Consider the following 13,952-nt stretch of genomic DNA (forward strand, 5'->3'; position numbering starts at 1 on the left):
AGCTGAACGCCGGGACGGCCGCCTGAGCCGACGCACCGCCGGCCGTCCGGGACGACGACGGCCGTCGAGAAAAAAGCGGACCGGCGCGACGGTCGCCCGTCACGCCGGTCGTGAACTCACCCGCGATGCCGCTTTACACCGATGCCGCTTCACACCGATGGCACGTCACACTCAGGACGGCGCTCAGCCGAACTGCTGCTCCATACGCTTGAGTTTGCGCTCCAGCGAGTCGAGCCTGGGCAGCGCCTGGGTGTCGTCCTCGGCGGTCAGATCGACGGTGCGCCCCTCGTACCCTTTCACCGGCAGCAGGGAATGCTGCGACCGTACGAGTGAGGGGTCGGTACCCGGGTCGTAGACGCCGCCTATAACAGGCTCCGGAGAGGCGGCCCCGACGGCGGGCGGTGAGCTGGTGCCGGCGCTGACGGCCGGTACGTTCGCCGCCGCCGGCAACTCGACCTGGCGGCCACGGCCGCGCCCCCAGGCGCGGTGCTGCCGGTTGAGCGCCTTGATCCTCGCCCGGCCCAGCTTCTCCTGCTCGCGCCGCTGGTGCCTCTTCTGTTCCTTCTGCCTGCGGTCGTCACGCACCTCGTCGACCGCCTCGTCCAGCGTGCGTACGCCTTCGAGCAGCATCAGCGACCAGGCGGCGAACGTCTCACGGGGCGCCCGCAGCCAGCGGACGATCCGGATCTGCGGCAACGGACGGGGCACCAGGCCCTGTTCACGCAGCGCCGCCCGGCGGGTCTGCTTCAGCGCGCGGTCGAACAGCACGGCGGCCGACAGCGACATACCGGCGAAGAACTGCGGCGCTCCCGCGTGGTCCATGCCACGCGGCGCGTGGACCCAGTTGAACCAGGCGGCGGCCCCGGCGAACGTCCACACCAGCAGCCGGGAGCCCAGCGCGGCGTCGCCGTGGCTGGCCTCGCGCACGGCCAGTACGGAGCAGAACATCGCCGCACCGTCGAGACCGAACGGGACGAGGTACTCCCAGCCGCCCGTGAGGTTGAGGTTTTGCCGGCCGAAGCCGACGAGCCCGTGGAAGGAGAGCGCGGCGGCCACCGCAGCGCAGCAGAACAGCAGCAGATAGGAGGCGCTTCCGTAGATCGCTTCCTTTCTTCTGCGGCGCTCCTCGCTGCGTTCCCAGGAGTCCTCGGCCGCGGGCTTGGCGGCGGCGTTCTTGCCGCGCACGATCAATGCCACCGCCACCAGGACGCCGATGAGCATCACGCCGCCCGGAAGCAGCCAGTTGAGCGGAGATTCGGTCAGTCGCATGCGGTGTCCCTTGCATCGCAGTGGGGCGTCTCGGGGGCAATATTGGCCGAACCACGGCTGCGCGCAGGAGGGTTTCGGGACAAGAGAACGCCAACGAGGCGCAAGGATACGCGAATTGGAGAGTTCCGCTCGAACGATCCAGCGAAGGGGCCAAGTTGCGTTCGAATATGACCCCGCCTCATGCCACTCGGACGGGTGGCATGGTTCGGCGAAGCCCGCAGGAGCGTCAGTTGCTGTTTGCGCTCAGCCGGCGGACGCGGTCGGAGTCGCACGTACGCGGACAGGTCACGCACGTGTCCTCGGGCCGCAGCGTGTAGAAGAGACAGCAGCTCGCCCGGTCCCTCGTGGGCAGCGATTCGCCGCCGGGGCCGCGCAGTTCACGGAAGCCCGCCGTACCGACGTACGGCTTCGTCGTGCCCGGCAGCAGCAGCTCCAGCTCCGCCATCGCGCGCCGCTCCTCGCCCAGCAGATGCGCGACGTACCAGAGCCCCTCGACGATCTCGTCCGTCGCCATGCCCCACAGGGCGTGGTTGCGCCGCCGCATGCGCGGCCCGAACCCGGCCAGCACCGGGCCGAGATGCTCGGCCACCGCCGACCGCACCTCCGCTCGCAATGCCTCCTCGTCCGGTACGACCCGGGCGCCCGGCAGGGCGGCGGCGGGGTCGTCGGGCAGACACGCGAACTCCCGTACGCGCACGGCCATCCGGCCACGCGTCCGCTGGAAGGAGACATGCTCCACCGGCACCCTGGGCACCCGGCGGCTCACGAACCACGGCACCGTGATCAACAAGCAGGCGGGCCAGGCGTAACGGTGCAGTCCGAACGTCGCGACGACGTCCGGGCGGGCCCGTTGTCCGTAGTCACGGGTCACCTGCTCGTCGTCCCACGCGAGGTAGGTGTCGACGGCGGCGCCGCCCGCCGCGAGATCGGTGGCGCCGACCCAGCCGTCGTCCGCCGCCGGTTGTTCACTGTCCGTCAGCTCGTCGATCCGCAGCGAGGGGAACGCCTCGGTCAGTCGCCGGTAGGCATCGGCGACCGGTGAGGTGAACCGGCCGGGCAGCGATGCGTGCGCAGACATTCGTGGGGACCACCGAATCGCGATCGTTTGAAGGTGAGGCTTACCTTACCCGACACGACAGATGTGTGAACTGTCTCCCTGTCCGCCTATGGTGCTCCGAAGGCCCGGTTCTCGCGAACCGGACCGCGATGAGCTGGACGAACACCACCGGACGCAGGAGGAGGCGCCATGGAGCAGGGCAGAGCACGCGACGACGCCTCGGCGCTCTCCGGCACCGGCCGGCCGCAGGTCGGCGGCCCCCCGAGGGTCCCCGAACAGGCACGCGGCGAGCACACCCACGACACGTCCCACCCCACGTCCGCGGCCCCGTCCGACCCCTCCGAGCCGGGCGTACGCCGTACGGTGCGTCGTCACTCGGTGCGCGGGCAGATCCTCGCAGCGCTCCGCACCGCGCTCGTCAGCGGCGAGCTGGTGCCCGGCGAGGTCTACTCCGGCCCCGCGCTCGGCGAGCGCTTCGGGGTGTCCGCGACCCCCGTGCGCGAGGCCATGCAGCAGCTCGTACTCGAAGGCGCCGTCGAGGTCGTGCCCAACCGCGGGTTCCGGGTCGCCGAGCGCACCGCCCGCGATCTCGCCGAGCTGGCCGAGGTGCGGGCGCTGATCGAGGTCCCGGTGGTGCTGGGGCTGGCCCGTACCGTCGCCCCCGAGCACTGGGCGCGACTGCGCCCGCTGGCCGAGGCGACCGTCACGGCGGCGGCGGCCGGCGATCTCGCCGCGTACGCCGACCACGACCGCGCCTTCCACGGCGCGCTCCTCGGCCTCTCCGGCAACCGGCAGCTGGTCATGGTCGCCGACGACCTGCACCGCCGCGCGCAGTGGCCGCGCGCCGGCGCCCCGAGGACCATCAGGGCCGCGCTCGTCGCGGACGCCGCCGAGCACGCCGCCCTGCTGGACGCGCTGATCGCGGTGGATCTGCCGGTGGTGCGTTCGCTCGTACGGGGACACTTCACGGGCGGCGCGGGCTGACAGCCGCGTCCCGCCGACCTGTCCGCCCCCGCCCGTCCCGGTCCGCCGTCCGCCGGCCGGGCCACGGACGGATCCCCCGCTTTGGCACCGCGCACGTGTACGGGTAGCGTCATCCACTCTTCATCTTCCGGCCACCCACACCACGGGACGTCATGCGCGACAGCAGTGTTCGTCAGCCCACCGCCACTGCCGACCGGTCGTCCCTCGCGGGCCGGGACAGGCTGCCGTCCCTGACCGGACTGCGCTTCTGGGCCGCGCTGATCGTCGTGCTCTACCACCTGTCGCGGCAGGTCGGCGAGATCCCCGGACTCAGCGAGGCGACCTGGTACGGGCGCAGCGGCGTCACCTTCTTCTTCGTCCTGTCCGGCTTCGTGCTCGCCTGGACCTACGACGGGCAGCGGGTGCCCGCGAAGGTGTTCCTGTGGCGGCGCTTCGCCCGTATCTGGCCCCTGCTCGTGGTGACCTCGGCGGCCTCGGTCGCCGTCTGGATCGCCATCGGTAAGGAGGTCACCACCAAGGCCGTCGTCGCGACGCTGCTGATGGTGCACGCCTGGTTCCCCGACGCGGAGATCCAGAAGGGCGCGAACCCGGCGGCCTGGTCGCTCAGCGACGAGGCCTGGTTCTATCTGATCTTCCCGCTCCTGATGCTGCTGCCGCTGCTGAGGTCCGGCCGGGGCCGCTTCTGGGTCGCGGTGACGATGACGGTCGCGCTCGTCGGCGTGTGGTTCGCCAGCGCGCTGATCGAGACCGGCGCGACCCGTGTGTGGCTGCTCGACTACTTCCCGCCCACGCGCATGCTCCAGTTCGTCCTCGGTGTGGCCGCCGGGCTCGCCATCAAGCGCGGGTGGCGCTCACCGGTGGGGCTGCCGGCGGCGATCGGCCTCGTCGTGCTCTGGCATCTGGCGCTCGTCCCCTGGCGCGACGCCGTCCCCGACAGCCTCTGGTACAGCCCGTACAGCGCCTCCCAACTGCTCTCCGCGCCGATCTTCGCCCTGCTGGTGTGCGCGGCGGCGCAGGCGGATCTGCGGGGGAGCCGTACGGGGCTCGGCGGGGCGTGGGCGGTACGGCTCGGGCACTGGTCGTTCGCCTGGTACCTGGTGCACGAGATCGTCATCCGCGCGCTGCTCGCCCACTACGGCCGCCCGGAGTCCCTGGCCGGGACCGCCGGGTTCTGGCTGGCGGCGATCGTGCTCAGCCTGGCCCTCGCGGGGATGGCGTACCAGTGGGTGGAGCACCCGCTGGAGCGGCTGCTGCGGAAGGCGGGGCCGCAGGCGCGCAAGCCGGCGGAGCCGGGGGTGGGCGGCCCCACCCCCGCGACCTCCGGGTCGCTCACCCAGGGGTGAGCGCACCGGCTCAGGCGGCGGTGCTCGGCGCGAGCTGCGCCGCCAGCCACGTCGGTACGCCGTCGAGCAGCCGGAACAGCCGCCCGGCCTCCGCGCGCAGCCGCGACGCCTCGGGCTCCGGTTCGGCGTCGGCCAGCGCGGCGAGCGCCGGAGCCGTACCGACCAGATAGCCCAGCTCCTCGCGGATCCGCAGCGACTCGCCGAAGCCGTGCCGCGCCTCCGCCAACTCGCCCTCACGCAGGGCGAGTCCGGCGAGATGGCGCCAGGTGAAGGAGAGCAGCAGCGTCTGTCCGTGCGCGGTGGCGCCCGCGTGGGCGCGGCGGTAGGCGGCGACGGCCGACTGCGGGGAGTCCGAGAGGTGTTCGGCGATCAGCCCCCGGCGGAAGTCGAGCAGCGGCCGGCCGGGCGCCGTGGGCGCGAGCAGCGCGGCGGCCCTGCCGAGCGCGGCACGCGCCTCGTCGGCCCGGTCGCGCACACCGAGGATCGTGGCGGCGTACGCGAGATGACCGCGCTCGCTGGCGGCCCCGCCCCGCTCGTCGTCCTCCCGCGCGGTGGCCTCGGCGACCCGCAGCGCGTCCTCGGCGTCGGGCCAGCCCGTCCCGGTGAACAGGCAGCGCTCCACCAGCAACGACGCCCGCTGGAGGGACGGTCCGGCTCCCGGATGGGGCGCGAGCAGAGCGGCGGCGTCGGTCCAACAGCCGCGCGAGCGCAACCGCCATACCGCGGTCTGGAGTGGGTCGTCCCCGGCAGTTGAACCGGAACCAGACATGGCGGTATCCGCCACATTGCCCTCCCCGAGCGCGCCATTGTGCTGTTGAGTTCTCCCGCATCTCAGCACGGATCGGCACGCCGGGCCAATAGGTCAGGTGAAAAAATTCACAATGCCTTGGTCAACAAGGGGTCGACAACGGGCCGTTCGACACCCCACGGAGCCCCCCGAAATCCCCCCGCGAAGCCCCCGCCGGGACCGCCGTCACCCGGTCTGACCAGCGAAAGCCATCTGCCGCCTGACGGCGGGGAGTTGACGCCGAGGACGGCCGCACCCCGGCCGACGTCGAACAGTTGGATCTCGCGCCGACCGCCACGGGTGACGGCGGTCAACATGGCACGGGGTGACGGTCACCGGATCCGGTCGTGGGTCCCGGGCCTCTCAACTCATCCGGAGCGCCAGGAAGAAGTCCAGCTTGTCCTCCAGGCGGGACAGGTCGCGGCCCGTCAGCTGTTCGATGCGGCCCACCCGGTAGCGCAGCGTGTTCACATGCAGGTGGAGCCGGGCCGCGCAGCGGGTCCAGGAGCCGTCGCAGTCGAGGAAGGCCTCAAGCGTCGGCACCAACTCGGCGCGGTGGCGGCGGTCGTAGTCCCGCAGCGGGTCGAGCAGGCGCGCGGTGAAAGCGCGTCGTACGTCGTCCGGGACGAACGGCAGCAGCAGGACGTGCGAGGCCAGCTCGTGGTGCCCGGCCGCGCACACCCGGCCGGGGCGGGCCGCGGCCACCCGGCGGGCGTGCCGGGCCTCCTCCAGCGCGCCGCGCAGACCCTCCGCCGACCGCACGGGCGCGCTGACGCCCAGGGTCAGCCGGCCGTCGTCGGCCAGACCGGCGGTCAGCGGGTCGCGTACGGCCGCCAGCAGCACGTCGGCCTGAAGGCCCCCGGGCCCGGTCGCTTCCGTGCCCTCCCCGTCCTCGTCCTCGGTCGGATCCGGCGCCGGCATCGGTACCAGCGCGATCGCCTCGCCGCCCGTGTGCGCCACCGCGATCCGGTCGCCCGACTCCAGGCCCGCCGCCACCGGATCGACCAGGATCTCCTCCAGCAGCGACTGGGCGACCGAACCCGGCTCGCCCTCGCCGTCCCAGTCGACCCGCGCCACCACGATCTGCCAGTGCGGCGCCGCCCCCCGGCCGGGCAGCAGCACCGGCGCGGCGACCCGCAGCCGGGCCGCGATCTCGGCCGGCGGGGCGCCCGACTGGACGAGTTCCAGGATCTCCTGGGCGAGCCGGCGCCGTACCGTACGCGCCGCGTCCCGCCGGTCCCGCTCGACCGCGATCAGCTGGGTGACGCCCTGGAGCAGATCCAGCCGGGGCGCGCCCCACTCACCGGCGTCCGCCTCCACGGCCAGCAGCCAGTCGGACAGCGCCCGCTCCCGCAGCTCCCCGGCCTGGCCGCCCGGCGACGCGGCGTGGCCGGGGACACGTACCGGGAACAGCGAGTACGTCGTCCCGCCCAGCGCCACCCGGTGCGGCGCCCGCCGCCCGCCGCGCGTCGCCGCCAGATGCTCCGCCGCCAGCGCCGCGCCCGCCCCGGTGGACAGCGGCTCACCCGCCCCGGCGATCCGCCGGCCGGTGGGCGACAGCACCCACGCCCGCATGTCGAGGTCCGTGCCCAGCAGGTCCAGTACGACCTCCGGCCCGCCGCCCGCCGGACCCGACGTCATCAGCCTGCGGTGCCGGTCGACGACGGCCGCCAGATCCCCGGCCCGCTCGCCGGACACCTGCCGCACCACGTACTCGGTGATCGACGCGAACGCGACGGTCTCGTGGACCGCGAAGAGCGGCAGCCGGTGCCGCGCGCACGCCCCGACCAGGTCGTCCGGGATCGCGCCCAGCTCGGCCTCACCGGCCGCGAGCCCGGCGACCCCGGCCCCGGCGAGGAGCCGTACGAAAGGCTCGGAGTCCTCGGGCGTACGCCGCCACGCCAGCCCCGTCAGGACCAGCTCACCGCCCGACAGATAGCGGCTCGGGTCCCGCAGATCGGTGGTCATCACACCGCGTACGGTCCGGTCCAGCTCGTCCTGGCCGCCGAGCAGCCGCAGGCCCAGCGCATCGGTCTCCAGCAGTGCGCGCAGCCGCATCTCGTCGCCGCCGATCTCTTCTCTCGTCCTGGATGGGCCGTGTACCGCGAGCGTCCGCCGCATCGCCTTTTGTTCGAATCTACAAGACCCGGAAGGTGCCCAGCCAACTCCTTCATGGTTTCGGTGACTGCACCGGACGGAGCACGGCCGGTGTACTTGGGCCACGCAGCGTTAACAGCTAGTGAATATCCGCAAGAGACAGTAAGAGACCGCGAGAGACACAGATCAGCAGTCGAGACTCCGGCCGTCCCCGGGCTCCCGTGAACGACCGATCGCGTGAACGACCGATCACGAATGAAGAGAGCCACTCATGGACTTCCTTCGCCCCGCCGGCTGGGAGGAGGCGCTCGCCGCCAAGGCCGAGCACCCCACCGCCGTCCCCATCGCGGGAGGCACCGACGTCATGGTCGAGATCAACTTCGACCACCGGCGGCCCGAGTACCTCATGGACCTGAACCGCATCGGCGAACTGCGCGAATGGGCTGTCGGGGACGAGCACGTCCGGCTGGGCGCCTCCGTCCCGTACACCCAGATCATGGAACACCTGCGGACCGAGCTGCCCGGACTCGCGCTCGCCTCGCACACCGTCGGCTCGCCCCAGATCCGCAACCGCGGCTCCGTCGGCGGCAATCTCGGCGCGGCCTCGCCCGCCGGGGACGCGCACCCCGCGCTGCTGTCGGCGGGCGCCGAGGTGGAGGTGGAGTCCGTACGGGGCGTGCGCCGCATCCCTGTCGAGGAGTTCTACACGGGCGTGAAGCGCAACGCGCTGGCCCCGGACGAGCTGATCAAGGCCGTCCACATCAAGAAGGCTTCCGGGCCGCAGCAGTTCTCCAAGGTCGGCACGCGCAACGCGATGGTCATCGCGGTCTGCGCGTTCGGCATCGCCCTGCACCCCGACTCGCGCACCGTGAAGACCGGTATCGGCTCCGCCGCGCCCACCCCGCTGCGGGCCCGCGTCGCCGAGGACTTCCTCAACGCGGCGCTGGAGGAGGGCGGCTTCTGGGACAACGGCAAGGTCATCACCCCCTCGATCGCCAAGCAGTTCGCCGACCTCGTGTCCGGTGCCTGCAACCCGATCGACGACGTGCGCGGCACCGCGAAGTACCGCCGCCACGCGGTGGGCATCATGGCCCGCCGCACCCTCGGCTGGACCTGGGAGCAGTACCGGTCCGCCGGCACCACGCTGGAAGGAGCTGCATAGCGATGCGCGTGAACTTCACCGTCAACGGTCGTCCGCAGGAGGCCGACGACGTCTGGGAGGGCGAGTCCCTCCTCTACGTCCTGCGTGAGCGCATGGGCCTGCCCGGCTCCAAGAACGCCTGTGAACAGGGCGAATGCGGCTCCTGTACGGTCCGGCTCGACGGCGTGCCGGTCTGCGCCTGCCTCGTCGCGGCCGGCCAGGTCGAAGGCCGCGACGTGGTCACCGTCGAGGGTCTGGCCGACTACGCGAAGCACCGCGCCGACGCGCATCCAGGCGACGGCTGCGCCTCGGGTACGTGCGGGACGACCATCCAGCAGGCTCAGCGGTGGCAGGCCAAGAGCGTCAAGGGCACCGACTCCCAGACCGGCGAAGGCGACCAACTCTCCGCCATCCAGGAGGCGTTCATCGACGCGGGCGCCGTCCAGTGCGGCTTCTGCACCCCCGGCCTGCTGGTCACCGCCGACGAGATGCTGGAGCGCAACCCCTCCCCGTCCGACGCGGACATCCGCGAGGCCCTGTCCGGCAACCTCTGCCGCTGCACCGGCTACGAGAAGATCCTCGACGCGGTCCGCCTCGCCGCGGCCCGCCAGGGACGCCAGGAAGAGGCGGTCTGACCATGGCGAAACGAACCCCCGCCGGCACCCCGACCGACGTCACCCAGGGCTCCCGCACCAAGGGCGGCATCGGCGAGTCCACCCTGCGCCCCGACGGCACCCTCAAGGTCACCGGCGAGTTCGCGTATTCCTCGGACATGTGGCACGAGGACATGCTCTGGGGCCACACCCTGCGCAGCACCGTCGCGCACGCCGAGATCCGGTCCATCGACACCGCCGAGGCGCTGGCCACCCCCGGCGTCCACGCGATCCTCACCTACGACGACCTGCCGACCGAGGTGAAGCGCTACGGCCTGGAGTTCCAGGACACCCCCGTCCTCGCCCACGGCAAGGTCCGCCACCACGGCGAGCCCGTCGCGATCGTCGCCGCCGACCACCCCGAGACCGCGCGCCGCGCCGCAGCCAAGATCCGCGTCGACTACGCGGACCTGCCGGTCGTCACGGACGAGGCGTCCGCCACCGCCGAGGGCGCGCCGCTGGTCCACGAGAACCGCGACGACCACCACGCGGGGCACGTGCCGCACCCGAACATCGTGCACCGCCAGCCCATCGTGCGCGGTGACGCCGCGGAGGCCGCGAAGCGCGCGGATGTGATCGTCTCCGGCGAGTACGTCTTCGGCATGCAGGATCAGGCGTTCCTCGGCCCGGAGTCAGGCCTCGCCGTGCCGGGCGAGGACGGCGGCGTCGACCTGTACGTCGCCACCCAGTGGCTGCACTCGGACCTGCGCCAGATCGCGCCCGTACTCGGCCTGCCCGAGGACAAGGTCCGGATGACGCTGTCCGGCGTCGGCGGCGCCTTCGGCGGCCGTGAGGACCTGTCGATGCAGATCCACGCGTGCCTCCTCGCGCTGCGCACCGGCAAGCCCGTCAAGATCGTCTACAACCGCTTCGAGTCCTTCTTCGGCCATGTCCACCGCCACCCCGCCAAGCTCTGGTACGAGCACGGGGCCACCAAGGACGGCAAGCTCACGCATCTGAAGTGCCGGATCGTGCTGGACGGCGGCGCGTACGCCTCCGCGTCCCCGGCGGTCGTCGGCAACGCCTCGTCGCTCTCCGTCGGCCCCTATGTCGTCGAGGACGTCGACATCGAGGCCCTGGCGCTCTACACCAACAACCCTCCGTGCGGCGCGATGCGCGGCTTCGGAGCCGTACAGGCGTGCTTCGCCTACGAGGCACAGATGGACAAGCTCGCCGCGAAGCTCGGCCTGGACCCGGTGGAGTTCCGCCGGCTCAACGCCATGGAACAGGGCACCCTCCTGCCCACCGGCCAGCGCGTCGACTCACCCGCGCCCGTCGCCGAGTTGCTGCGCCGCGTCAAGGCGCGCCCGCTGCCGCCGGAGCAGCAGTGGCTCACGGCGGGCGAGGCGGCCGACGTACGGGCGCTGCCCGGCGGGCTCTCCAACACCACGCACGGCGAGGGCGTCGTACGGGGCGTGGGGTACGCGGTCGGCATCAAGAACGTCGGCTTCTCCGAGGGCTTCGACGACTACTCCACCGCCCGGGTGAGGATGGAGGTCGTGGGCGGCGAGCCGGTCGCCACCGTGCACACCGCGATGGCGGAGGTCGGCCAGGGCGGCGTCACCGTCCACGCGCAGATCGCCCGCACCGAACTGGGCGTCGCGCAGGTGACGATCCAGCCGGCCGACACCCGGGTGGGGTCCGCCGGTTCGACCTCCGCGTCCCGCCAGACGTACGTCACCGGCGGCGCGGTCAAGAACACCTGCGAGCACGTACGCGAACGGGTGCTGGAGATCGGCCGCGCCAAGTTCGGTACGTACCACCCGGCTTGGGCCACGGCCGAGCTGCTGCTCGAAAGCGGCAAGGTCGTCACCGACGGCGGCGAGGTGCTCGCCGATCTGGCGGACGTCCTGGAAGGCGAGTCCGTCGACCTCGAACTGGAGTGGCGCCACCGCCCCACGCAGGCGTTCGACCTGCGTACGGGGCAGGGAAACGGCCATGTCCAGTACTCGTTCGCCGCGCACCGCGCGGTGGTCGAGGTGGACACCGAGCTGGGCCTGGTCAAGGTGATCGAGCTGGCCGTCGCGCAGGACGTCGGCAAGGCGCTCAACCCGCTGTCCGTCCTCGGCCAGATCCAGGGTGGCACCACCCAGGGCCTGGGCGTCGCCGTCATGGAGGAGATCATCGTCGACCCGAAGACCGCGAAGGTGCGCAACCCGTCCTTCACGGACTATCTGATCCCCACCATCCTCGACACGCCGACCATCCCCGTCGACGTGCTCGAACTCGCCGACGAGAACGCGCCGTACGGGCTGCGTGGCATCGGCGAGGCACCCACCCTGTCGTCGACTCCCGCCGTACTCGCGGCGATCCGGGACGCGACGGGGCTGGAGCTGAACAGGACACCGGTACGGCCGGAGCATCTCACCGGCACGTGACCGGCACCTGACCGGCACGCGCCGGGCGGCGCGCACCTGTTCGGGTGCGCCGCCCGGTGCCCGCCGTACCGCTCGCGGCGGTCAGGCACCGCCACACCGCACCACCGTCACACCACCACTCCGCAACACCGTTGCGGGAGAACCCAGTTCGCCTCGGGCCGTCCCCCGGGTCGTGCAGCCCACGCACCATCCCAAATCCCGCATCTGAAGTCACCACGCGGGTGCCCCTGTGAACCTTGGGAGTAGGCACCATGACCCAGCAGTCCGTGGAGCCGGGGACAACCGCCGAGGACGCCGGCTCAGGCTCGCGTCCCCCGGCCGGAAGGTCCTGGCTCGACCGGTATTTCCACATATCCCAGCGGGGATCCACCGTCGCGCGTGAGATACGCGGCGGCGTCACGACCTTCATGGCCATGGCGTACATCCTGCTGCTCAACCCGCTCATCCTCGGCGGCAAGGACGTCGCGGGCAACGTGCTCGGCCAGCCCGCGCTGATCACCGCCACCGCCGTCGCCGCGGCCGTCACCACCCTGCTGATGGGCTTCGTCGGCAAGGTCCCGCTGGCGCTCGCCGCCGGGCTCTCCGTCTCCGGCGTGATCTCCACCCAGGTCGCGCCACACATGACCTGGCCGCAGGCCATGGGCATGTGTGTGATGTACGGCGTCGTGATCATGCTCCTGGTCGTCACCGGCCTGCGCGAGATGATCATGAACGCGATCCCGCTCGCCCTCAAGCACGCGATCACCATGGGCATCGGTACCTTCATCGCGCTGATCGGCCTGGTCAAGGCGGGCTTCGTGCACGCCTCGCAGGGCGGCGGACCCGTCACCCTGGGCCCCGCCGGCGAGCTGGCCGGCTGGCCCGTCCTGATCTTCGCCGTCACGCTCCTGCTGATCTTCATGCTCCAGGCGCGCGAGGTGCCCGGCGCGATCCTGATCGGCATCGCCGTCGGCACGGTCGTCGCCGCCGTACTGAACGCCACCGGCGTCATCGGCGCCAAGGCCTGGGCGAGCGGACCGCCCGAACTGACCGGCGGCGCCGTCTCCATGCCGGACTTCTCGCTCTTCGGGGACGTCGAGTTCGGCGGCTGGGGCGAGGTCGGCGCGATGACCGTCGGCATGATCGTCTTCACGCTCGTGCTCGCCGGCTTCTTCGACGCGATGGCCACCATCATCGGCGTCGGTACGGAGGCCAAACTCGCCGACGACAAGGGCCGGATGCCGGGTCTGTCGAAGGCGCTGTTCATCGACGGGGCGGGCGGCGTCATCGGCGGTGTCGCGGGCGGCTCGGGCCAGACGGTGTTCGTGGAGTCCGCGACCGGCGTCGGCGAGGGAGCCCGTACGGGCTTCGCCTCCGTCGTCACCGGCCTCTTCTTCGCGGCGTGCCTGTTCTTCAGCCCGATCACCCAGATCGTCCCCGGCGAGGTCGCGGCGGCGGCCCTGGTGGTCATCGGCGCGATGATGATGCAGAACGCCAAGCACGTGGACTGGAGTGACCGCGCCGTCGCCGTGCCGGTCTTCCTGACCGTCGTGATCATGCCGTTCACCTACCAGATCACGGCCGGGGTCGCCGCCGGCGTCATCTCCTACGTCGCCATCAGGATCGCCCAGGGCAGGGCCAGGGAGATCGGCGCGTTCATGTGGGCCCTGACCGTGATCTTCCTCGTCTTCTTCGCGCTCCACCCGATCGAGGGCTGGCTCGGCGTGAGCTGACGCGCCCGTCCAGAACGGGCAGCGACCCTCCGCACATCCGATACTGAGAGACCAGAGGAGGCCGACATGCTGGACATCGCCGAAGAACTGGACCGGTGGGTCGAGCAGGGACGTGACTTCGCCGTGGCCACGGTCGTGGCCGTCGGCGGCAGCGCGCCCCGGCAGCCGGGAGCCGCGCTCGCCGTCGACAGCGAGGGCACGGCGATCGGCTCGGTCTCCGGCGGATGTGTGGAGGGCGCGGTCTACGACCTGTGCCAGGAGTCCCTGGCCGACGGCCGGACCGTCCTGGAGACGTTCGGCTACAGCGACCAGGACGCCTTCGCCGTGGGCCTGACCTGCGGCGGCACCATCGACATCCTCGTCACCCCCGTCCGCGCCGACTCGCCCGCCAGGGAGGTGTTCCGCGGTGCGCTGTCCGCCGCCGCCCGGGGCGAGGCGGCGGCGGTCGCCCGGCTCACCGACGGGCCCCCGGAGCTACGGGGCCGGGCGCTCCTCGTACGCCCGCAGGGCGCGTACGAGGGAACGCTGGGC

The 13,952-nt window shown here is 72.0% G+C and carries 11 protein-coding genes; 7 read left to right on the top strand and 4 right to left on the bottom strand.

Going from position 1 to position 13,952, the window contains the following annotated elements; all coding sequences use genetic code 11:
* Positions 1-183: 183 nt before the first annotated feature.
* Together BHU15_RS34765 and BHU15_RS34770 are read right to left on the bottom strand one after the other, a co-directional pair.
* A complete protein-coding gene (locus BHU15_RS34765; RefSeq protein ID WP_023537764.1) occupies positions 184-1,269 on the bottom strand; it encodes a DUF2637 domain-containing protein in 1,086 nt (361 codons plus the stop codon).
* 226 nt (positions 1,270-1,495) lie between these two features.
* Positions 1,496-2,347, bottom strand: a complete 852-nt coding sequence (locus tag BHU15_RS34770) for a (2Fe-2S)-binding protein (RefSeq protein WP_069630767.1) — start codon at positions 2,345-2,347, stop codon at positions 1,496-1,498.
* A gap of 168 nt (positions 2,348-2,515) precedes the next feature.
* Here BHU15_RS34770 and BHU15_RS34775 point away from each other — a divergent pair, with 168 nt between their 5' ends.
* The gene (locus BHU15_RS34775) at positions 2,516-3,310 is read left to right on the top strand and encodes a GntR family transcriptional regulator (protein WP_069630768.1); all 795 of its coding nucleotides are present in this window, start codon (positions 2,516-2,518) and stop codon (positions 3,308-3,310) included.
* Between the two features lie 152 nt (positions 3,311-3,462).
* Positions 3,463-4,653: an acyltransferase family protein gene (locus BHU15_RS34780; protein ID WP_069630769.1), complete on the top strand. Its 1,191-nt coding sequence runs from the start codon at positions 3,463-3,465 to the stop codon at positions 4,651-4,653.
* A 10-nt stretch (positions 4,654-4,663) separates the two neighbouring features.
* On the opposite strand, the gene BHU15_RS34785 is transcribed toward BHU15_RS34780, so the two are convergent.
* Both BHU15_RS34785 and BHU15_RS34790 read right to left on the bottom strand, forming a co-directional pair.
* Complete coding sequence (locus tag BHU15_RS34785) at positions 4,664-5,422, bottom strand: hypothetical protein (RefSeq protein WP_171908511.1); 759 nt, start codon at positions 5,420-5,422, stop codon at positions 4,664-4,666.
* Positions 5,423-5,803: 381 nt separating this feature from the next.
* A complete protein-coding gene (locus BHU15_RS34790; RefSeq protein WP_069630771.1) occupies positions 5,804-7,498 on the bottom strand; it encodes a PucR family transcriptional regulator in 1,695 nt (564 codons plus the stop codon).
* Between the two features lie 310 nt (positions 7,499-7,808).
* Between BHU15_RS34790 and BHU15_RS34795 the strand changes: the two genes are divergently transcribed.
* The 5 genes from BHU15_RS34795 to BHU15_RS34815 form a co-directional block, all read left to right on the top strand.
* The gene (locus tag BHU15_RS34795) at positions 7,809-8,699 is read left to right on the top strand and encodes an FAD binding domain-containing protein (RefSeq protein ID WP_069630772.1); all 891 of its coding nucleotides are present in this window, start codon (positions 7,809-7,811) and stop codon (positions 8,697-8,699) included.
* Positions 8,700-8,701: 2 nt separating this feature from the next.
* Positions 8,702-9,313, top strand: a complete 612-nt coding sequence (locus BHU15_RS34800; protein WP_069630773.1) for a (2Fe-2S)-binding protein — start codon at positions 8,702-8,704, stop codon at positions 9,311-9,313.
* 2 nt (positions 9,314-9,315) lie between these two features.
* Positions 9,316-11,709, top strand: a complete 2,394-nt coding sequence (locus tag BHU15_RS34805; protein ID WP_069630774.1) for a xanthine dehydrogenase family protein molybdopterin-binding subunit — start codon at positions 9,316-9,318, stop codon at positions 11,707-11,709.
* Between the two features lie 251 nt (positions 11,710-11,960).
* Complete coding sequence (locus BHU15_RS34810; protein WP_069630775.1) at positions 11,961-13,421, top strand: NCS2 family permease; 1,461 nt, start codon at positions 11,961-11,963, stop codon at positions 13,419-13,421.
* A gap of 66 nt (positions 13,422-13,487) precedes the next feature.
* The coding region (locus BHU15_RS34815; RefSeq protein ID WP_141726948.1) for an XdhC family protein at positions 13,488-13,952 on the top strand (465 nt) is incomplete at its 3' end.

The organism is Streptomyces niveus, assembly GCF_001723055.1.
GTDB classification, from domain to species: domain Bacteria; phylum Actinomycetota; class Actinomycetes; order Streptomycetales; family Streptomycetaceae; genus Streptomyces; species Streptomyces niveus.